Origin of the sequence: Streptomyces sp. NPDC085524 (assembly GCF_044541755.1) — a bacterium.
Classification (GTDB): Bacteria; Actinomycetota; Actinomycetes; order Streptomycetales; family Streptomycetaceae; genus Streptomyces.
The window spans coordinates 299,330-317,600 of sequence record NZ_JBITTH010000009.1; the positions used below are offsets into that span (position 1 = coordinate 299,330).

Below are 18,271 nucleotides of genomic sequence, written 5' to 3' on the forward strand. Positions count from 1 at the left end.
GGGAAGGGGAGCCATGCAGTTCGGGATCTTCACCGTCGGAGACGTCACGCCCGATCCGACGACCGGACGCGCGCCGAGCGAGCACGAGCGGATCAAGGCGATGCTCGCCATCGCGCAGAAGGCCGAGGAGGTCGGCCTCGACGTCTTCGCCACCGGCGAGCACCACAACCCGCCGTTCGTCCCCTCCTCGCCGACGACGATGCTCGGCTACATCGCCGCGCGCACCGAGAAGCTGATCCTGTCCACGTCGACGACGCTGATCACCACGAACGACCCCGTGAAGATCGCCGAGGACTTCGCGATGCTCCAGCACGTCGCGGACGGCCGCGTCGACGTGATGATGGGCCGCGGCAACACCGGCCCGGTCTACCCCTGGTTCGGCAAGGACATCCGCGACGGCATAGACCTCGCCATCGAGAACTACGCCCTGCTGCGCCGCCTCTGGGACGAGGACGTCGTCACCTGGAAGGGCAAGTTCCGCACCCCGCTGCAGTCCTTCACCTCGACCCCCCGCCCGCTGGACGGCGTCGCCCCCTTCGTGTGGCACGGCTCCATCCGTTCTCCGGAGATCGCCGAGCAGGCCGCTTACTACGGCGACGGCTTCTTCCACAACAACATCTTCTGGCCCGCCTCCCACACCAAGCAGATGGTGAACCTCTACCGGGAGCGCTACGCCCACTACGGCCACGGCACCCCCGAGCAGGCCGTCGTCGGCCTCGGCGGCCAGGTGTTCATGCGCAGGAACTCCCAGGACGCCGTCCGCGAGTTCCGTCCGTACTTCGACAACGCGCCCGTGTACGGCCACGGCCCCTCCCTGGAGGAGTTCACCTCCCAGACCCCGCTCACCGTCGGCTCGCCGCAGCAGGTCATCGAGCGGACCCTGTCCTTCCGCGACTACGCCGGCGACTACCAGCGCCAGCTGTTCCTGATGGACCACGCGGGCCTGCCCCTCAAGACGGTCCTGGAACAGCTCGACCTCCTCGGCGAAGAGGTCGTACCGGTCCTGCGCAAGGAGTTCGCGGCCCTCCGCCCGGCGGGCGTACCGGACGCGCCGACCCACGCGGCCCGCGTGGCGCAGGCGGCCGAGCAGGCGTCCCAGGCCCAGGAGACCCCGAAGGAGGAGACGCGCGCATGAAGCTCGTCGTCGTATCGGCCGGACTCGGCTCGCCGTCCTCGACGCGCCTGCTCGCCGACCGCCTCGCGGCCGAGACGCTGCGCCACGCGGAAGCCGAACCCCAGGTGATCGAACTGCGGGACCTGGCAACGGAGATCGCCCAGCACTTCGTGACCGGGTTCCCGCCCGCCCGGCTGGCCGCCGCGCTCGACGCGGTGGCGGCCGCGGACGGCCTGATCGCCGTGACGCCGGTGTTCGCCGGCTCGTACAGCGGCCTGTTCAAGTCCTTCTTCGACCTCATCGACAAGGACGCCCTCACCGGCAAGCCCGTACTCATCGGCGCGACGGGCGGAACCGCCCGCCACTCACTGGTCACCGAGCACGCACTGCGACCGTTGTTCACCTACCTGCGCGCCCTCGTCCTGCCGACCGCCGTGTACGCGGCCTCGGAGGACTGGGGCGACGAGGGGCTGGCGCAGCGGATCGCCCGTGCGGGCGGGGAGCTGGCGCGCTTCATGGCGCCCGCCGCGCGGGACGCCGGGGCGGACACCGCCCCGGACGTCGACACCGCCGCCGCCATCGCACCGCGTTCCCTGACGGGCGCGATCACGTCGGTGAACGCGACCCACGGCTTCCAGGTGGTGCCGTTCGAACAGCGGCTGGCCGCGCTGGCGGCCGAGTAGCCGCAGAGCCCGCACGCATGCCCCGGGGCCTGACGCCCCGGGGCACCCCCGGGTGCCCGCGAGGCCCTCTGGTGGGGGTGCGCAGGGCTGGGGCACCATCTTCCTGCTCGACCCGTCCCGGTCATCAGCAGGAGGAAATCCCCCGATGAAGATCCGCTCGGTCCTCAGCGCTCTCGTCCTCTTACTGGGTGTGCTCTTCACCCCCGGCATCGGCATCCTCGGCGGGGCCACGGAGGCCCACGCCGCCACCAAGATCAGCCACGCGACGGCGACGTCGATGTTCCGCGGCTCCGGCATCACCTGGTCCTCGTCCGGTGGCTGTTCCGACCGCTACAACTCCACCTGCACCTCCTTCGAGCAGCTCAACCTCGCCACCGCGCAGGGCGCCCAGACCCTCAAGAGCGCCAGCGGCTGCGCGCTGAACATCACCGGGGGCACCGAGACGGGGCACGCCGGCGGCACGTACTCGCACTGGAACGGCTACAAGCTCGACTTCGCCAAGTACGCCTGTCTCGGCACCTACATCAAGAACACCTTCACCTACATCGGGCTGCGCGGCGACGGCGCTCCGCAGTGGAAGTCCGGCGCCGGCAACGTCTACGCCGACGAGGGCAACCACTGGGACGTGACCTACTACAACTGCGGCGGCTGCTGATCCGGCGGGACCTCCCGGCCGGCTAGCCGGCGGCGCGGAGGCGGTTGGCGGCCGCCTCCGCCTCCCGTACGACGCGGTCCGTGTCGACGTCGACCAGACGGCCGCCGAGCTTCAGCGCCCGCCCGTCGACGAACACCGCATCGATGTTCTCGGGGCGCCCGTTGAAGACGATCTGCCCGACCCAGTCGAAGCGCGGTGCGAAGTTCAGGGCGGCCGGGTCGATGACCACGAGGTCGGCCCGCTTGCCGGGCGTCAGGGAGCCCACCCGGTCGGCGATGCCGAGCACTTCGGCGCCGCCCAGCGTGGCCATCCGCAGGACGTCGTCGACCTGTGGGAAGACCCCGGCCTCGGTCGTACGGGCGCGCTGCAGGCCGATGGCCGTCTTCATCAGGGCGTGGAAGTCGGAGCTGTCGTTCGTCCCGCCGTCGAGGCCGAGCCCGACCTTCACGCCCCGCCGCCCGAGCTCGGACAGCCGCATGATGCCGGAGGCCAGCCGCATGTTGCTGAGCGGGCAGTGCGCCGCGCGTACGTCGTGCTCGGCGACGGCGGCGATCTCGGCGTCCGTCAGGTGGATCGCGTGGTTGACCAGGAGCCGCGGACCCAGCGCCCCGATGTCGGTGAGGACCCCGATGGGGTCGTCGGCACGCTGCTCGGGGCGTTCCAGGACATGGGAGTTGAGCATGACCCCCAGCTCCTGGGCCACCTCCCAGTGGGCGCGGTTGTGGTCCTGGACCGAGCGCGCCGCATGGGTCGCGACCTGGAAGGAACCGAGCGGCACCGGGTCGACGAACTGCTTCTTCACCTTGCCGACCAGCACCCCGTCGGGCGCGGGCGGGTACATCGCGTAGGTGAACCGCACCCCGGTGTCGGCGAGAGCCCGTACGTAGCTCTCGATGAGGTCGTAGGAGAAGATGTCCACCCAGTCCACCAGCGTCGTCACGCCGGACTGGACCGCGTCGAGGGCGGCGAGCCGTACGAAGCTGTGCAGGGCAGCGGGCGTCAGGCGCGCGCGCTGCGGGTCGGTACATCGCTGGAACCAGCCGAACAGGTCCCGGTCGGTGCACCCGCCGCGGATCACCGCCTGCCAGAGGTGGTTGTGGGTGTCGACGAACCCCGGCATGACCACCTTGCCCGAGGCGTCCACCACCCGGGCGCCGGGCGGCGTGCCCAGTGCCGTGCCGACGGCGGCGATGGCGCCGTTCCGCATCAGGACGTCGGCGTTCCCGACGGCGCCGAGGGGGCCGGTGCCGATGGCGGGGTCCATGGTGAGCACCAGCGAGGCCCCGCGTAACAGGACCGTGCCGCCGCCCGGGGCGGGCCGGCGGGAGGAGCGGTCGCGGAGTGCGGGACCGGAGGTGGCACCGAGGACGAGGGGGGCGGCGGCGGCCAGGCCGAGGCCGGCGAGGAGGTTCCGGCGGCTGGGCGCCGAAGGCGGAGTGGGGAGTTCGTACATGGCGTGTTACCTCCCGAAGGCTGAGAACGGAAGGCCCGCCCGGGCGGAACGCTGGGACGGAGCGTGGCGCGGGGCGGGGGACTACACGCAGCATTCCCAGCGAACGGCCGGTCGATAGACGGTTGCGGAAAACTCTTTCCATTCCCGTGGCGATCCGGTCACGTCGAGGTCGGCCGACCGTCGTTCCGCGGACACCCGTCCCCGGCCGGAGCCCGGACACCGCCGGCTCCCTCTCCTGCCCGGGGGCCGGGAGGCCATCGGGCTCCGCCGGTGGCATTAGAATCGCTGGTCATGGCGGATACGCAGTATGAAGACCTGTTGAAGATGGTGCTCACCTCCGGGACGGCGAAGGCCGACCGCACGGGCACCGGCACCCGGAGCGTCTTCGGACACCAGCTCCGCTACGACCTGTCGCAGGGCTTCCCGCTGATCACCACCAAGAAGGTGCACCTCAAGTCCGTCGTGTACGAACTGCTGTGGTTCCTGCGCGGCGACTCCAACGTCGGCTGGCTCCAGGAGCACGGGGTCAGCATCTGGGACGAATGGGCGGACGAGAAGGGCGACCTCGGCCCGGTCTACGGCGTGCAGTGGCGCTCCTGGCCCACGCCGGACGGCAGCCACGTCGACCAGATCAGCCAGATCCTCGACACCCTGCGCCGCGACCCCGATTCCCGCCGCATGATCGTCTCGGCCTGGAACGTCGCGGAGCTGGACCGGATGGCCCTCGCACCCTGCCACGCGCTCTTCCAGTTCTACGTCGCCGACGGACGGCTGTCCTGCCAGCTGTACCAGCGCAGCGCCGACCTGTTCCTCGGCGTCCCCTTCAACATCGCCAGCTACGCCCTGCTCACCCACATGGTGGCGCAGCAGGCCGGGCTCGAGCCGGGCGACTTCATCTGGACCGGCGGCGACTGCCACATCTACGACAACCACGTCTCGCAGGTGACGGAGCAGCTCTCGCGCACACCGTTCTCGTTCCCCGAGCTGCGCCTGCACAAGGCCGACTCGCTGTTCGAGTACGCCTACGACGACATCGAGATCGTGGACTACCGTCACCACCCCGCGATCAAGGCCCCGGTGGCGGTATGAGCACAGGACTCACCGGACCGACCGGACTGATCTGGGCGCAGACCCTCGACGGTGTGATCGGCGCGGACAACACGATTCCGTGGCGGCTGCCCGAGGACATGGCGCACTTCAAGGCGGCCACCCTCGGCCATCCCGTGATCATGGGGCGCAAGACCTGGGACTCGCTGCCCGCGCGGTTCCGTCCGCTGCCCGGCAGGCGCAACATCGTGGTGACCCGCGATCCGCAGTGGAGCGCCGAAGGCGCCGACCGCGCCGGGTCCATCGCCGAGGCCCTCGACATCGCAGGCACGGCACCGTCCCCGACCGGCCCTGCGCGGGCCTGGGTGATGGGGGGCGGCGAGATCTACCGCGCCGCTCTGCCGTACGCCACGGAGCTCTCGGTGACCGAGGTCGACACCGAGGTCAAGGGCGACACCTACGCGCCGGAGGTGGATCAGGCGTGGAAGACCGTCGAGGACACCGGCTGGCAGACCTCCACCGCCGGTCCGCGCTACCGCATCCGCCGGTACGTCCGGCCCTGACGCCCTGACGCCCTGACGCCCTGACGCCCTGACGCCCCCGGAGCCCGAAGCCGCCCGGGCCGCCAGGGCGCCTGCGGTGCCCAATGACGGGCCGACGGGCTCCGCCGTGGCAGCATGGGCCTCGGCGCGGAGTGCCTGGTCAGGGGATGGACGGGGGACCCCGTGCCCGCACGGCTCACGTCCTCCACACCCCGGGGTGCCCATGCCGGAAGCTGCCAGGGCCGGCAGGGCGGCCCGGGCCGGCCTGACGCCGACCGACGTCACCTTCATGGTGGTCGGCATCGTCCTCGGCATCGGCATCTTCAAGACGCCTTCGCTGGTGGCCAGGCACGCGAGCGACGACACCGCGTACGTACTGCTCTGGCTGCTGGGCGGGCTGATCACGCTGATCGGTGCGCTCTGCTACGCCGAGCTGGGCAGCGCCCGTCCCGGCGCAGGCGGCGAGTACGCCTTCCTCCGCGAGGCCTACGGCCGGCACGTGGCGCTGATGTTCGCCTGGGCACGGTGCGCGGTGATCCAGCCCGGGGCCATCGCCGCCGCGGCCTTCGTGATGGGCGACTACGCGAACGTGGCCGTGCCGCTCGGACCGTACGGCCCGGGGATCCACGCCCTCGCCGCGCTCACCCTGTTCACCGCCGTCAACCACGCGGGCACCACGCCGGGCAAGGTCACGCAGAACGTCGTCGAGACCGTCACCGTGCTCTGCATCCTCGGGTTCGTCGTCGCCGCGTTCGCCACGACGGCGCCCGGGCCCCGTGCCGGAACCCCGCAGGCCCTCTCCTGGGACGGCACCGGCCTCGCGATGATGTTCATCCTGCTGACCTACGGCGGCTGGAACGAGGCCGCGTACCTCTCCGGCGAGCTCAAGGACGCCCGGCGGACCATGGCCCGGGCGCTCGTCGCCGGAGTCCTGGTCGTCGTCGGGGTGTCCCTGGCCGTCAACTTCGCCTACCTGCGCGTGCTGGGGCTCGACGGCATCCGCGGGAGCAGCGCCGTCGGCGCCGACATGATGCGCGCCGTCGCGGGGGAGACCGGGGCGAGGGTCACGGGCGTCGTGGTCGTGCTCTCCACCCTGACGACGCTCAACGGCCTGATCGTCACCGGGTCCCGCTCGTACTACGCGCTCGGCCGCGACGTGGCCGTGCTCCGCTCCATCGGCACGTGGAAGGAGCGCGGTTCGACCCCCGGCAACGCGCTCCTCCTGCAAGGCGCGGTGACGGCCGCTCTGGTCGTCTTCGGAACCGTCACGAGGGTCGGGTTCCGGACGATGGTCGCCTACACCTCGCCCGTGTTCTGGTTCTTCATGCTCCTGGTCACCCTCTCGCTCTTCGTCTTCCGCCGCCGGGAGGCCGCTGACGCGCCGCGTGTGCACTACCGCACGCCCCTCTATCCGGTGACCCCGGCCGTTTTCGCCCTCAGCTGCCTGTGGGTGCTCTGGTCCAGCCTGCTCTACGCCGGGCCGGGGGCGGTGATCGGCGTCGTGGTGCTGCTCGCCGGCACACCGCTGCTGTTCCTCAGGCCCGCCCGCCCGTGAAGTGCCGGACGGCCCCGCCGGTGTGGCGGAAGGCAGCCCGGTAGGCGCTCGGGCGGTGGCCGGTGTGGCGGGCGAAGAGGGCGGCGAAGGTGCCGGGGTCCCGGTATCCGACGGCCGCGGCGACGGCGGCGACGGTGCGGTCGGTGGTCTCCAGGAGGTGGCGGGCGCGGCGGACCCGCGAAGCCTGCAGATGGGCCAGCGGACTGCTTCCGGTCTCCTCGGCGAAGCGGCGCAGCAGCGTACGGGTGCTGACCCGGAACGCGTTCGCGAGCGCGGCGAGGTCGTACCGCTCGGCGAGGTTCTGGTCGAGCCGCCGCATGACCCGCTGGGAGAACGCCCGGCCGGGCTGCGGGAGGAGGCGCGGGTCGACGTACGGGGTCTGGGAGGCCCGCGCGTCGTCCACGAGCGCCACCCGGGCGGTGGTGCGGGCCACCCGGGCGCCGTCGTGCCGGCGGATCAGGTCCAGTGCGAAGTCGTACATGGCGCTGAAGGCGGCCGTGGTCGTCACTCCGGAGTCGGTGACGACCAGGTGCTCGGGCCGTACGTCGGCATCCGGGCAGCGCCTGGCCAGTTCCCCGGCGTGCAGCCAGGAGGTGGTGGCCCGGCGCCCGTCGAGGAGCCCGGCCTCGGCGAGCAGGAACGCGCCGACGCAGAGGGAGACGACGGCGGTGCCGGCGGCGGCCTGCGCGCGGACCGCAGCGATCTCGGGGGAGAGGTGGGCCAGCCGGGCGTCGAGGTCGGTGCCCGGGACCAGTTCGAAGCCGGGGACCACGAGGACGTCCACCTCGTGCAGCGGGCGTACGTCCAGGCTCGCGCCGCCCGAAGCGGTGACCCGCCGGCGGGGCGAGACCACCGACACCCGGTAGCCGGGCGCCTCCGGGCCGGCCACGTGCCCGGCGATCGTCAACAGGTCCGGGACGCCGAACACTTCGGACGCGAAGCAGCCCGGATACGCCAGGACCCCGATCCGCAGCGCCCCCGGCCCGCCGCCCGCACCCCGGCCGTCCTGCGTCTGCCGGGCCGCCGCCTCCGCCATTGCCCTTGCCCCCCGTGTCCCCGGCCGCGTACCGGCCGCCGCCGCCCTCGCGCGTGGCGAGATTACCCCCGTCTCCGGCGATCCCGCCCCTCCTCCGGCAGCCGGTCCCGGGACCAGGCTGGCCCCATGAGCGAAGACGATCCGATCACCGACTTCACCCGCCGCAGCGTGGCCGTGGAGGGGGTGGAGAAGACGGTGTACGTGGCTGGCACCGGGCCCGCGGTCGTGGTGCTGCCCGAGATGCCGGGCATCAGCCCCGACGTCCTGCGGCTCGCCCGCCGGGTGCGCGACGCGGGCTTCACCGTCCACGTGCCCTCCCTCTTCGGGACCGACGGCGCGTTCCCCACGGCGGAGGGCGGCCGGGAAGTGGTCCGACGGGCCTGTGTCAGCGCCGAGTTCCGCGCCTTCGCCGGGGGCGGCACCAGCCCCGTCACGGTCTGGCTGCGCGGGCTGGCCCGCCAGGCCCACGCCGAGTGCGGAGGGCCGGGGGTGGGGGCGATCGGCCTGTGCTTCACCGGCAACTTCGCCCTCACCATGGCCCTGGAGCCGGCGGTGATCGCCCCGGTGGTCAACCACCCGTCGCTGCCGCTCGACGACCCCGGCGGCCTCGAACTCGACGAGGCGGACGCGCACGCCGTGCGCGACCGGCTCCACCGCGACGGACTCACCGTCCTCGCCTACCGCTTCGAGGGCGACCGCTGGTGCACGGGGCGGCGTTTCGCCGCCTATCGCGCACTGCTCGGCGACGCCTTCGACGGGCGCGTCCTCCCGGACGCCGCCGCCAACCCCGCGCCGCCGCCCTTCTTCGCCGACCTGGTCGGCACCCCGCACAGCGTCGTCACCGCCCACCTCGTCGACGAGGCGGGCCACCCCACCGTCCGGGCCCGCGAGGAGATCCTGGCCTTCCTCACGGCCCGCTTGCACGGGTGATCCCGTTCCCGTGCTGACCGCGGTCGTCGTCGCGGGCGGGCGGCCCCGCACCGCATGGGCAGGGCCGAGCCGGCCGAGTGGCGGGCCGGGCCCGGGCGGGCGGGGCGCCCGTTCCGTACCCTGGGCGGCATGCGCGTGCGCCCCACTCTGACCTGGACCCCGCCCGAGGGCCTGCCGCCGGGCACCACGGACCTGGAGCCGGTGGTCGACGCCCTCGGCGGCGGCGGTGTGCTGGTGCTCAGCGGGGCCGGCCTCTCCACGGAGTCGGGGATCCCCGACTACCGGGGAGAGGGCGGGAGCCTGAGCCGGCACACCCCGATGACGTACCAGGACTTCACCGCCAGCGCCCAGGCCCGGCGCCGGTACTGGGCGCGCAGCCACCTGGGCTGGCGCACGTTCGGCCGTGCCCGGCCCAATGCGGGACACCGGGCCGTGGCGGCGTTCGGACGGCACGGCCTGCTGGCGGGGGTGATCACCCAGAACGTCGACGGCCTGCACCAGGCGGCGGGCAGCGAGGGCGTGGTGGAACTCCACGGAGGGCTGGACCGGGTCGTCTGCCTCTCCTGCGGGGCAGCCAGCCCGCGCCGCGACCTCGCCCGGCGGCTGGAGGAGGCCAATGCGGGGTTCGAGCCGACGGCCGCCGCACTCAACCCGGACGGCGACGCCGACCTCACCGACGAACAGGTCGGGGACTTCCGTGTGGTGCCGTGTTCGCGGTGCGGCGGCATCCTCAAACCGGACGTGGTGTTCTTCGGCGAGAACGTTCCGCAGGCGAGGGTCGACCACTGCCGCGAGCTGGTCGCCGGAGCGGCCTCGCTGCTGATCCTGGGCTCCTCGCTGACGGTGATGTCCGGCCTGCGGTTCGTCCGCCTTGCCGCCGAGGCCGGGAAGCCGGTGCTGATCGTCAACCGCGACGCGACCCGGGGTGACCGGCACGCCGTCGCCCGGGTCGAGCTGCCGCTGGGGAGCGCCCTCACCACGGTGGCCGACCGCCTGGGGATCCCCCTCGACCGCCCCGAGACGGCCTGACCGTGTCGTAGGGCCGCCTTCCCGTTGCGACGCGCGACGGAGGCTCCCGCGGCGGCGGCCGGTGGCGCACGGCGGGGCCGCACGGGTGCGACCCGCTCCTACGCCCCCGCCGGCCGGATCACGCGTCGTACGGACTCGACCACGGCCTCGCGGTGCCGGGCCAGCCGCTCCTCGGGCCACGCGGCCTCCGGGACGCCCGCGGCCGGGCCGCCGACGGCGCCGGTCCAGGCCTGGGCCAGGCCCATGACCAGGGTGAGGAGGTCGGCCGGATCGAGCGCCGGGTCGATCAGTCCGGCCCGCTGGGCACGCTCCACCGCGGCGATCTTGCCCCGGTAGGACTCCGCCTCGGCCTCGGCGCTGCCGGGCCGCTCCAGCTGCTTCCACTGCACCAGCCGCATGAGGTCGGGCCGGGCCACGAGGTGGTCGAAGACGGCGCCCACGTACCGGGGGAGGTCCTCCGCGTCGAACGGCACCGACTCCGAGCCGGTCTCCAGTGCACGCTGCAGCACGGCGTCGAAGAGCTGCTCCTTGTTACCGTAATAGACGTAGATGAGCCGCTTGTTCGCCTGGGCGGCCACCGCGATGCGGTCGACGCGAGCCCCGGCGATGCCGTACGCGGCGAACTCGGCGAACGCCGCGTCGAGCAGCCTCGCCTTCGTTGCGCTGGAATCCCGTGCCATGCCGGCCAGCCTAGCAAGTAACTATCTGGTTATTGACATGCCGGCGCTCCGTGCCCCATCCTCAAACTATCCAGTTAGTTACTTTCACCCTTCCGGGAGAACACCATGGAGATCCGCGCACTCGGCACGCAGGGCCTGGAGGTCGGCGCCGAAGGCCTCGGCCTGATGGGCATGAGCGCCCACTACGGAGCCACCGACGAGACCGAGTCCCTCGCCACCATCGACCGCGCCCTGGAGCTGGGCGTGACCCTGCTCGACACCGCCGAGGCCTACGGCCCCTTCATCAACGAACAGCTCCTCGGCAAGGCCCTCGCCGGCCGCCGCGACGCCGCGGTCGTCGCCACCAAGACCGGCGTCGAATTCACCGACGACGGCACCCTCCGGGGGTTCAACGGCACCCCCGAGTACATCCGCCGCGCCGCGGACCGCTCCCTGCGCCACCTCGGCACCGATCGCATCGACCTGTACTACCTCCACCGGGTCGACCCGAACGTGCCGATCGAGGAGAGCGTCGGCGCCATGGCCGAGCTGGTCGCGGCCGGCAAGGTCGGCCACATCGGCATCAGCGAGGCGTCCGCGGCCACGATCGCCCGCGCCCACGCGGTCCACCCGCTGGCGGCCGTGCAGACCGAGTACAGCCTCTTCGAACGCGGGATCGAGCACGACGGCGTCCTGGACACCCTCCGCGAGCTCGGGATCGGGCTCGTGGCCTACTCGCCGCTCGGCCGGGGATTCCTCTCCGGTGCCATCACCAGCCCGGACGACTTCGCCGCCGACGACTTCCGGCGTACCGACCCCCGCTTCCAGGGGGAGAACTTCGCCCGCAACCTGGCCGTCGTGGAACGCGTCCGCCACCTCGCCGAGGAGAAGGGCGTCACCCCCTCGCAGCTCGCGCTGGCCTGGACCCTGCGCATGGGCGCCGTCCCGATTCCGGGCACCAAGCGCCGCCGCTACCTGGAGGAGAACGTCGCCGCGACCGCCGTCACCCTCACCGACGCCGACCTGGCCTCCATCGAGGCCGTCGCTCCGCACGGCGTGGTCACGGGCGACCGCTACGCCCCCGAGCTCATGAAGTCGCTGAACGGCTGACCCGCCGACCTGACCCGCCGACCTGACCGGTGGCGGGCACCCGCCCCTGATCAGTCAGAGCGCTATGCCCTCTGTATGTCGATATTCTGTGAAGTGTGATCGAGTCCGGACGGCCGCGGCTCCGCCGGCGCCCCGGCCCGGGAAGACTTGTGCGGCTGTCGCCGGTCATCCTGACCGTCGTCATCGCCGGGCTGGCGTACAACACTCCGCCGGAAATGGCCTTCAGCCGCCTCCTGCCCGCCGCGCCGGCCCTGGCCGCCGCCATGTGGCCGGTGCTCCCCACCGTTCTGCTCGGCACCGTCTGCCTCTTCCTGATGATCGGCCTCAGCCTCGTCTTCCCGGACCTCGGGACGTGGTGGACGGCCGCCGGCATCATCGCCGTCACCGTGGCCGCCGCCTACGGAAGCCATCTCCGGCTCCAGCGGGAGCGCACCCTCTTCCAGGTACGGCTCGTGGCCGACGCGGCACAGCAAGTGGTGCTGAGCCCCATGCCGCGCCGCTTCGGCGACATCGAGATCGAGGCCCTGTACCTCGCGGCCGCCGCGGAAGCCCGCATCGGCGGGGACTTCTACGAGGTCGCCGACACCCCGTTCGGGGTGCGGCTGCTCATCGGCGACGTACGGGGCAAGGGCCTGCCCGCGGTGGGGGCGGCCGCGGCGATCGTCAACGCCTTCAGGGAGGCGGCCTACGACGAGCGGGACATGGTCGAGATCGCCCGCAGGCTGGACGTCAGCAGCACCCGGTACAACGCCGCCTTTCCCCCCGAGGGGCCGACGGAGCGCTTCGCCACCGCCCTCCTCGTCGAGATCCCGCACGAGGGCGGACGCATCGGCATCCTCAACTGCGGACATCCCCCGCCACTGCTCCTGAACGGGGGGAAACTCCGTGTCCTGGAGTCCGTCGACCCCTCGCCCCTGCTCAGCCTCGCGGAGCTGATCGGCGACCACTACAGCGTCGACCGCTTCGACTGCGCCCCCGGCGACCTGCTGCTCCTCTACACCGACGGGATCGCCGAGGCCCGCGCACGCGACGGCGAGTTCTTCCCGCTGACGGCCTGGATGAGCCGGCAGCCCCCCACCCCTCCCGGCGAACTCCTCGCGACCCTCCACCGCGACCTGCTCCGCTACAGCCGGGGACGCCTCGACGACGACATCGCCGCCCTCGCCGTCCGCCTGCACGAACCGGAGGAACCCGGGGACACGGAGCCCGCGTGACGAAACCGGTTTCCGGCGCGGCGATGAGTTCGGGGACGCCCGCAGGTCTATTCCTTGACGGAGACGACCGACGCACCGGGAGCAAGCCATGGGCCTCATCCACATCGAGATGTTCGCGACCCTCGACCTCGTCGGGCAGGCGCCCGGCGGACCCGACGAGGATCCGGTCGGCTTCCCGTTCGGCGGCTGGCAGGCACCCCTGATCGACGAGACCGCCGGAGCCCAGATCGGTGCCGCGTACGAAGGCACGGACGCACTCCTGCTCGGCCGGCGGACGTACGACATCTTCGCCGCCTACTGGCCCCACCAGCAGGGCGGCGAGGACAACGAGATCGCGACGCTCTTCAACAGCGTCCCGAAGTACGTGGCCTCCCGCGGCCGGCCCGACCTCTCCTGGGCCGGGTCCGAGCACCTCGGCCCGGACCTGGCCGAGGCCGTGCGCGAGATCCGTGACCGCCACGAGAACGTGAAGGTCGTCGGGAGCCTGAACCTCGTCCAGAGCCTCCTGCGCGAGAAGCTCTTCGACCGCCTCGACCTCTGGGTGCACCCGATCGTGCTCGGCGTCGGGAAGAAGGTGTTCGACGAGGGCGCGGTGCCCACCAACCTCACGCTCCTCGCACCCCCGGAAACCAGCCCGAAGGGAACCGTGTACCTGCGCTACGGGCTCGCCGACGGCACCCCCGCCACGGGCGACATGAGCGCACCCGGCCGCGGCCTCGGCACCGGCTGAGGGCCCCTCGCGGCCGGCGGCTGCCGGGCACGGGACCGGTCCGGCCCGGCACAGTGCGTGCCGGGCCGGACCGGCGTTCAGAAGTCCCAGCTCTGGCTGCGCGCACCGTTGCAGCTCCAGCTGACCAGCAGCTGGCCGTTCTCGGCCCGGCCGGCCAGGATGTCGAGGCACTTCCCGTTCACCCGGTTGCGGATCTCGCCGCCGTTGCGGAACCACTTCTGGTGGGCGCCGCCGTTGCAGTCCCACATGGCCACCGATCCCTGGTCGCCCAGGTGGGGACCGTAGATCTCCAGGCACTTCCCGTTCATGCCCGAACGGATCTGCTCCCCGTCCCACCGCCACTGCTGGTTGGTGTTGCCGGTGCAGTCCCAGGTCACGGTGGAGGCGCCGTTCTCCTGGTGGAACATGAAGATGTCGACGCACCTTCCGTTCAGGTCGGACTTCAGGAGCGGCGCCGCGGCGAACGCGGGCGCGCCCGTCAGTGTGGCCCCGGCCAGCAGCCCGGTGGTCGCCGCCAGCAGCATCAGTCGTCGTACGGACCTCATGGTTCTCCTTCGCATGGCCGTTGCGCGGTTGCGCTGGCACATGTCTAGCCGCGGGCCGTTGTCCGGTGCCGGAACGAGGATTCCGGACATCAAGAGCTGGACAATCACCTCCCATCAGCCCTGCGGAAAGGCACGGAGAGGTAGGCAATGCCACGCCCCGAACGCCCGCTCGACCTGGACACCGGCCCGCTCACACGGTTCGCGGCCGACCTTCGGAAACTGCGCGAGGCGGCGGGACGACCGCCCTACCGCGCACTGGCCAAGCGGGCGCACTATTCGTCCACGACGCTGTCGGACGCCGCCGGCGGGCACCGGTTCCCGAGCCTTGCCGTCGCACTCGCGTACGTCGAGGCGTGCCAGGGCGACCGCCGGGCATGGGAGACCCGGTGGCACGCGGTAGCCGCCGAGATCGCCGCGAGCGCCCGGGGCGACGAGCCCCCGGAAGCGGACCGGCAGGGCACTCCGTACGCCGGACTGTCGGCGTTCCAGCCCGAGGACGCCGACCGCTTCTTCGGGCGCGAGCGGCTGACCGGCGAGCTGCTCGCGAAGGTGCGCGACCACCGCTTCCTGACGGCCTTCGGACCGTCCGGAGCCGGCAAGTCCTCACTGCTGCGGGCCGGGCTCGTGGCCCGCGCCAGGGCATCGCAGTGGCCGGTGATGCTGTTCACGCCGGGTCCGCATCCCGTCGAGGAGTGCGCGGTCCAGCTCGCCGCGGCGACGGGAGAGGCACCCGGCGCGCTCGTCGCCGAACTGCTCGACGATCCCGCGGCGCTCCACCTGCGGATCCGGCAGCTCGTGGTCGACCGCGCACCGGACGTCGACGCGCTGATCGTGGTCGACCAGTTCGAGGAGGTCTTCACCCTCTGCGCGGACCGGGAGGAACGGGACGCGTTCGTGACCCTGCTGGTCGCGGCCACCACGGCGGCGACCAGCCGGACCCGGGTGGTGCTCGGCGTGCGCGCCGACTTCTACGGCCACTGCGTCCAGGACCCCCGGCTGGTCGAGGCGATGCGCGACGCGCAGATCGCGGTCGGCCCGATGAGCAGCCAGGAGCTGCGCGAGGCCGTCACCCGGCCGGCCGGGCTCGCCGACTGCACGGTGACGGGCCCGCTGCTCGCGGCCGTGGTCGCGGACGCGACGGGGCAGCCGGGTGCGCTGCCGCTGGTCTCGCACGCGATGGCCGAGACCTGGCGCCGCCGCAGTGGCAACCGCCTGACCCTGGACGGCTATCTGGCGGTCGGCGGCATCCAGCACGCGCTCGCACACACCGCCGAAGCCGCCTACCTGGCGCTGTCCCCGGTGCAGCAGGACCTCGCCAGATCGCTGTTCCTGCGGCTGACCGCGCTGGGCGACGGTACGGAGGACACCAAGCGCCGGATCACCCGCGACGAGCTGGACCCGAACCCCGACACCGCCCTCGTCCTCGAATCCCTCGCCCGGCGACGGCTCGTGACGCTGGACAAGGAGTGCGTCGAGATCACCCACGAGGCGATCATCCGGTGCTGGCCGAGGCTGCGCAGCTGGCTCACCGAGGACCGGGACCGGCTGCACCTCCACCGGCAGCTCACCGACGCGACCGCTGCCTGGGAATCACAGGACCGTGACCCGCACGCCCTGTACCGGGGTGCCCGCCTGGCAGCGGCGCTGGACCTGGCCGCCGCGGACGACAGCCGGCTGACCTCCAAGGAGCAGCGCTTCCTCGACGCGAGCCGGGAAGCCCAGGCAGGGGAGACTGCGGCCGTCAGGCGGCGGGCGGTCCGCCTGCGTCAGCTGGTGACCCTGCTGACCGTGCTCACGGTCATCGCGGCGACGGCGGGCGGGCTGGCCGTCGACTCGCGCGACTCCGCCATCCGGCAGCGCAACGTGGCCATCGCGCGCAAGGCCGCCGCCGACGCGGCCGAGGTGCGGCAGCAGAACCCGTCGCTCGCCGCGCAGCTGAACCTGGCCGCGTACCGGCTGGCACCCGCCGGTGACGTACGCGACCAGCTGATGAGCGCGTTCGCGACGCCGTACACGAGCCGGCTGACCGGGCACACCTCCGACGTGGTCTCGATCTCCCTCGCACCGAAGGGCACGGTCCTGGCCACCGCGAGCTGGGACCGCACGGTCCGGCTGTGGGACACGGCGGACGCCCACCGCCCGGTGCAGTTGGCCGTCCTGAACGAGCCGGGGCGGATGCGGTCGGTGGCCTTCGACGGGGGCGGCCGCGTGCTGGCCGCGGCGAGCGACCGCGCGGTGCGGCTGTGGGACGTGGCGAACCGGCGTGCGCCCGTCGAGCTGGGCACCCTGCCCGATCAGCGGTCCGCGCCGACGTGGGTGGCGTACGGGCACGGCGGCGTCATCGCCACGGGCCACGGCGACGGCGCGGCCCGGCTGTGGAACGCGGACGATCCCCGCCACCCGCGGCTGCTGGCCGTCCTGCCGGGCCACTCGGACGCCGTCACCTCGGTGGCGTTCAGCGCGGACGGCCGCACCCTGGCGACCACCGGCGACACCACCGCCCGGCTGTGGGACGTCGAAGACCCGGCGCATCCGATCGCCCTCGACGTCCTGCGCGGCCACACCGACACGGTGACCTCGGCCGCGTTCGGCCCCGACGGCCGTACCGTGGCGACCGGGAGCTGGGACCACTCCGTACGGGTCTGGGACATCGGCAGCAGCCCGCGGACGCAGCCGCCGGCCGTCCTGCTCGGCCATCCGGCGATCGTCTGGTCGGTCGCGTTCGGTCCGGACGGCAGCACGCTCGTCTCCGTGGGCGGATCCACCCTGTTCTGGGACGTCACCGTCCCGGCGGAGCCGAAGCGGACCAACACGGTGCAGGGCGGCGCCTACCAGGCCGTGTTCAGCGCGGACGGCCGCATCCTCGTCAACTCCGACCGGCTCCTGGACCTGCGGGACCTGTCGCTCGGGACCCACGACGACGTGGTCACCTCCCTGGCCTTCGCCCCCGGCGGCCGCGTGCTCGCCAGCGCCAGCTGGGACGGCACCGCACGGCTGTGGCAGGTCACCGGCGGCCGGGCCCTGTGGCCGCTGTCGGTCCTGCGCGGGCACACCAAGTTCGTCCGGTCCGTGGCGTTCAGCCGCGACGGGCGCACCCTCGTCACCGCCGCCGAGGACGCCACCGTCCGCGTCTGGGACGTCGCCGATCCACGGCGCCCGCGGCAGGTCTCGGTCCTCACCCCCGGCGCAGGCGAAGTCGGCGGGGCCGGCTTCTCCCCGGACGGCCGCCTGCTGGCCGTCTGGGCACAACGCACGGCCGGGCTGTGGGACCTGACCGATCCCGCCGACCCCCGGCCGCTCGGCCGGATCGCCGAGGGCGGGCCGGACGTCACGACGGCCTCGTTCCGGCCGGACGGCCGCACGCTGGTGACGAGCACCGGCGAGTCCGGTTCGCTGCGGTTCTGGAACATCACCGATCCGCGCAGCCCCCGGGAACTGCCGTCCCCGTTCCGGTCCGACCCCCTGACCGGCGGAGTGTTCAGCCCCGACAACCGCACACTGGCCGCCTTCCACCGGACGGACCGGACGGTCTGGCTGATCGACGTAGGCGACATCGGCCACCCGTCGAAGACGGTGCAGCTGCCGGCGTCCGGCTCCTGGGTCTACACACTGACCTTCGACGCCGCCGGCCGCCGGCTGGCCGCCGGCGCCGCGGACAGCAGGGCCCTGCTCTGGGACGTGAGCGGCGCGGCCGCTCCCGCCGTCCTCACCGGCCACGCGAACCCGGTACCGGCCGTGGCCTTCGGCCCGGACGGCACCACGCTGGCCACCGGCGGCAACGACTTCACGATCCGGCTGTGGGACACCGGCCTGGACAGGGTCGCCGCACGCATCTGCGCCGGCGCGTACCCCCGGATCACCCGGGCCCAGTGGACCGAGCACTTCCCGACGATCGACTTCGACCCGCCCCGCCCCGCCCCGTGACGTCCCCCCCCCGGTACGGGCCGGCGTTCACGTCCCACGGCTGCG

Annotated in this window: 16 protein-coding genes; 12 read left to right on the forward strand and 4 right to left on the reverse strand. The window is 72.7% G+C overall.

The genetic code is table 11. The features are described 5' to 3' along the window. The first annotated feature begins 13 nt into the window (after positions 1–13). The 3 genes from ACIGFK_RS16760 to ACIGFK_RS16770 all read left to right on the forward strand — a co-directional run bounded on the left by ACIGFK_RS16760 (position 14) and on the right by ACIGFK_RS16770 (position 2,452). A complete protein-coding gene (locus ACIGFK_RS16760; protein WP_376657365.1) occupies positions 14–1,135 on the forward strand; it encodes an LLM class flavin-dependent oxidoreductase in 1,122 nt (373 codons plus the stop codon). Beyond that, positions 1,132–1,797 carry a CE1759 family FMN reductase gene (locus ACIGFK_RS16765; RefSeq protein WP_400052348.1) on the forward strand — a complete coding sequence of 222 codons (666 nt, stop codon included), beginning with the start codon at positions 1,132–1,134 and terminating at the stop codon, positions 1,795–1,797. The genes ACIGFK_RS16760 and ACIGFK_RS16765 overlap by 4 nt, the downstream gene beginning before the upstream one ends. A 145-nt stretch (positions 1,798–1,942) precedes the next feature. Further along, complete coding sequence (locus ACIGFK_RS16770; RefSeq protein WP_376657363.1) at positions 1,943–2,452, forward strand: hypothetical protein; 510 nt, start codon at positions 1,943–1,945, stop codon at positions 2,450–2,452. 22 nt (positions 2,453–2,474) lie between these two features. Here ACIGFK_RS16770 and ACIGFK_RS16775 read toward each other — a convergent pair whose 3' ends face one another. Then, positions 2,475–3,905 (reverse strand): amidohydrolase family protein, encoded by a 1,431-nt coding sequence (locus ACIGFK_RS16775; RefSeq protein WP_386471594.1) that lies wholly within the window; start codon positions 3,903–3,905, stop codon positions 2,475–2,477. 291 nt (positions 3,906–4,196) lie between these two features. Between ACIGFK_RS16775 and ACIGFK_RS16780 the strand changes: the two genes are divergently transcribed. From ACIGFK_RS16780 to ACIGFK_RS16790, 3 genes are all read left to right on the forward strand, one after another. Then, positions 4,197–4,994 (forward strand): thymidylate synthase, encoded by a 798-nt coding sequence (locus ACIGFK_RS16780; RefSeq protein ID WP_376657361.1) that lies wholly within the window; start codon positions 4,197–4,199, stop codon positions 4,992–4,994. After that, positions 4,991–5,515, forward strand: coding sequence for a dihydrofolate reductase (locus ACIGFK_RS16785; protein ID WP_400052351.1), 525 nt, complete (start codon positions 4,991–4,993; stop codon positions 5,513–5,515). Before ACIGFK_RS16780 ends, ACIGFK_RS16785 begins: the two co-directional genes overlap by 4 nt. 202 nt (positions 5,516–5,717) lie before the next feature. Then, the gene (locus tag ACIGFK_RS16790) at positions 5,718–7,049 is read left to right on the forward strand and encodes an APC family permease (protein ID WP_386471600.1); all 1,332 of its coding nucleotides are present in this window, start codon (positions 5,718–5,720) and stop codon (positions 7,047–7,049) included. On the opposite strand, the gene ACIGFK_RS16795 is transcribed toward ACIGFK_RS16790, so the two are convergent. After that, positions 7,030–8,085, reverse strand: coding sequence for a GlxA family transcriptional regulator (locus ACIGFK_RS16795; RefSeq protein ID WP_400052354.1), 1,056 nt, complete (start codon positions 8,083–8,085; stop codon positions 7,030–7,032). The two genes, ACIGFK_RS16790 and ACIGFK_RS16795, sit on opposite strands and share 20 nt — an antisense overlap. Before the next feature lie 126 nt (positions 8,086–8,211). On the opposite strand from ACIGFK_RS16795, the gene ACIGFK_RS16800 reads away from it, so the two are divergent. Both ACIGFK_RS16800 and ACIGFK_RS16805 read left to right on the forward strand, forming a co-directional pair. Further along, a complete protein-coding gene (locus ACIGFK_RS16800) occupies positions 8,212–9,015 on the forward strand; it encodes a dienelactone hydrolase family protein (RefSeq protein WP_386471604.1) in 804 nt (267 codons plus the stop codon). A gap of 129 nt (positions 9,016–9,144) precedes the next feature. Further along, complete coding sequence (locus tag ACIGFK_RS16805) at positions 9,145–10,044, forward strand: NAD-dependent protein deacetylase (RefSeq protein WP_376657356.1); 900 nt, start codon at positions 9,145–9,147, stop codon at positions 10,042–10,044. Between the two features lie 98 nt (positions 10,045–10,142). Here the strand turns inward: ACIGFK_RS16805 and ACIGFK_RS16810 are convergent, their stop codons facing one another. Further along, a complete protein-coding gene (locus tag ACIGFK_RS16810; RefSeq protein WP_376657355.1) occupies positions 10,143–10,724 on the reverse strand; it encodes a TetR family transcriptional regulator in 582 nt (193 codons plus the stop codon). Positions 10,725–10,829: 105 nt separating this feature from the next. Here ACIGFK_RS16810 and ACIGFK_RS16815 point away from each other — a divergent pair, with 105 nt between their 5' ends. From ACIGFK_RS16815 to ACIGFK_RS16825, 3 genes are all read left to right on the forward strand, one after another. Beyond that, positions 10,830–11,813: an aldo/keto reductase gene (locus ACIGFK_RS16815; RefSeq protein ID WP_376657354.1), complete on the forward strand. Its 984-nt coding sequence runs from the start codon at positions 10,830–10,832 to the stop codon at positions 11,811–11,813. Positions 11,814–11,962: 149 nt separating this feature from the next. After that, positions 11,963–13,027, forward strand: a complete 1,065-nt coding sequence (locus ACIGFK_RS16820; RefSeq protein ID WP_376657353.1) for a PP2C family protein-serine/threonine phosphatase — start codon at positions 11,963–11,965, stop codon at positions 13,025–13,027. An 88-nt stretch (positions 13,028–13,115) separates the two neighbouring features. Continuing rightward, positions 13,116–13,757, forward strand: coding sequence for a dihydrofolate reductase family protein (locus ACIGFK_RS16825; protein ID WP_400052357.1), 642 nt, complete (start codon positions 13,116–13,118; stop codon positions 13,755–13,757). A 77-nt stretch (positions 13,758–13,834) separates the two neighbouring features. On the opposite strand, the gene ACIGFK_RS16830 is transcribed toward ACIGFK_RS16825, so the two are convergent. Further along, positions 13,835–14,302 carry an RICIN domain-containing protein gene (locus ACIGFK_RS16830; RefSeq protein ID WP_376657351.1) on the reverse strand — a complete coding sequence of 156 codons (468 nt, stop codon included), beginning with the start codon at positions 14,300–14,302 and terminating at the stop codon, positions 13,835–13,837. Between the two features lie 147 nt (positions 14,303–14,449). Here ACIGFK_RS16830 and ACIGFK_RS16835 point away from each other — a divergent pair, with 147 nt between their 5' ends. Next, positions 14,450–18,226 (forward strand): hypothetical protein, encoded by a 3,777-nt coding sequence (locus tag ACIGFK_RS16835; RefSeq protein WP_400052360.1) that lies wholly within the window; start codon positions 14,450–14,452, stop codon positions 18,224–18,226. Positions 18,227–18,271: the final 45 nt, after the last annotated feature.

Excerpts from the sequence above, each read along its gene's own strand:
- ACIGFK_RS16760 (WP_376657365.1), top strand. The coding sequence starts at position 14 with ATGCAGTTCGGGATCTTCACCGTCGGAGACGTCACGCCCGATCCGACG.
- ACIGFK_RS16765 (WP_400052348.1), top strand. The coding sequence starts at position 1,132 with ATGAAGCTCGTCGTCGTATCGGCCGGACTCGGCTCGCCGTCCTCGACG.
- ACIGFK_RS16770 (WP_376657363.1), top strand. The coding sequence starts at position 1,943 with ATGAAGATCCGCTCGGTCCTCAGCGCTCTCGTCCTCTTACTGGGTGTG.
- ACIGFK_RS16775 (WP_386471594.1), bottom strand. The coding sequence starts at position 3,905 with ATGTACGAACTCCCCACTCCGCCTTCGGCGCCCAGCCGCCGGAACCTC.
- ACIGFK_RS16780 (WP_376657361.1), top strand. The coding sequence starts at position 4,197 with ATGGCGGATACGCAGTATGAAGACCTGTTGAAGATGGTGCTCACCTCC.
- ACIGFK_RS16785 (WP_400052351.1), top strand. The coding sequence starts at position 4,991 with ATGAGCACAGGACTCACCGGACCGACCGGACTGATCTGGGCGCAGACC.
- ACIGFK_RS16790 (WP_386471600.1), top strand. The coding sequence starts at position 5,718 with ATGCCGGAAGCTGCCAGGGCCGGCAGGGCGGCCCGGGCCGGCCTGACG.
- ACIGFK_RS16795 (WP_400052354.1), bottom strand. The coding sequence starts at position 8,085 with ATGGCGGAGGCGGCGGCCCGGCAGACGCAGGACGGCCGGGGTGCGGGC.
- ACIGFK_RS16800 (WP_386471604.1), top strand. The coding sequence starts at position 8,212 with ATGAGCGAAGACGATCCGATCACCGACTTCACCCGCCGCAGCGTGGCC.
- ACIGFK_RS16805 (WP_376657356.1), top strand. The coding sequence starts at position 9,145 with ATGCGCGTGCGCCCCACTCTGACCTGGACCCCGCCCGAGGGCCTGCCG.
- ACIGFK_RS16810 (WP_376657355.1), bottom strand. The coding sequence starts at position 10,724 with ATGGCACGGGATTCCAGCGCAACGAAGGCGAGGCTGCTCGACGCGGCG.
- ACIGFK_RS16815 (WP_376657354.1), top strand. The coding sequence starts at position 10,830 with ATGGAGATCCGCGCACTCGGCACGCAGGGCCTGGAGGTCGGCGCCGAA.
- ACIGFK_RS16825 (WP_400052357.1), top strand. The coding sequence starts at position 13,116 with ATGGGCCTCATCCACATCGAGATGTTCGCGACCCTCGACCTCGTCGGG.
- ACIGFK_RS16830 (WP_376657351.1), bottom strand. The coding sequence starts at position 14,302 with ATGAGGTCCGTACGACGACTGATGCTGCTGGCGGCGACCACCGGGCTG.
- ACIGFK_RS16835 (WP_400052360.1), top strand. The coding sequence starts at position 14,450 with ATGCCACGCCCCGAACGCCCGCTCGACCTGGACACCGGCCCGCTCACA.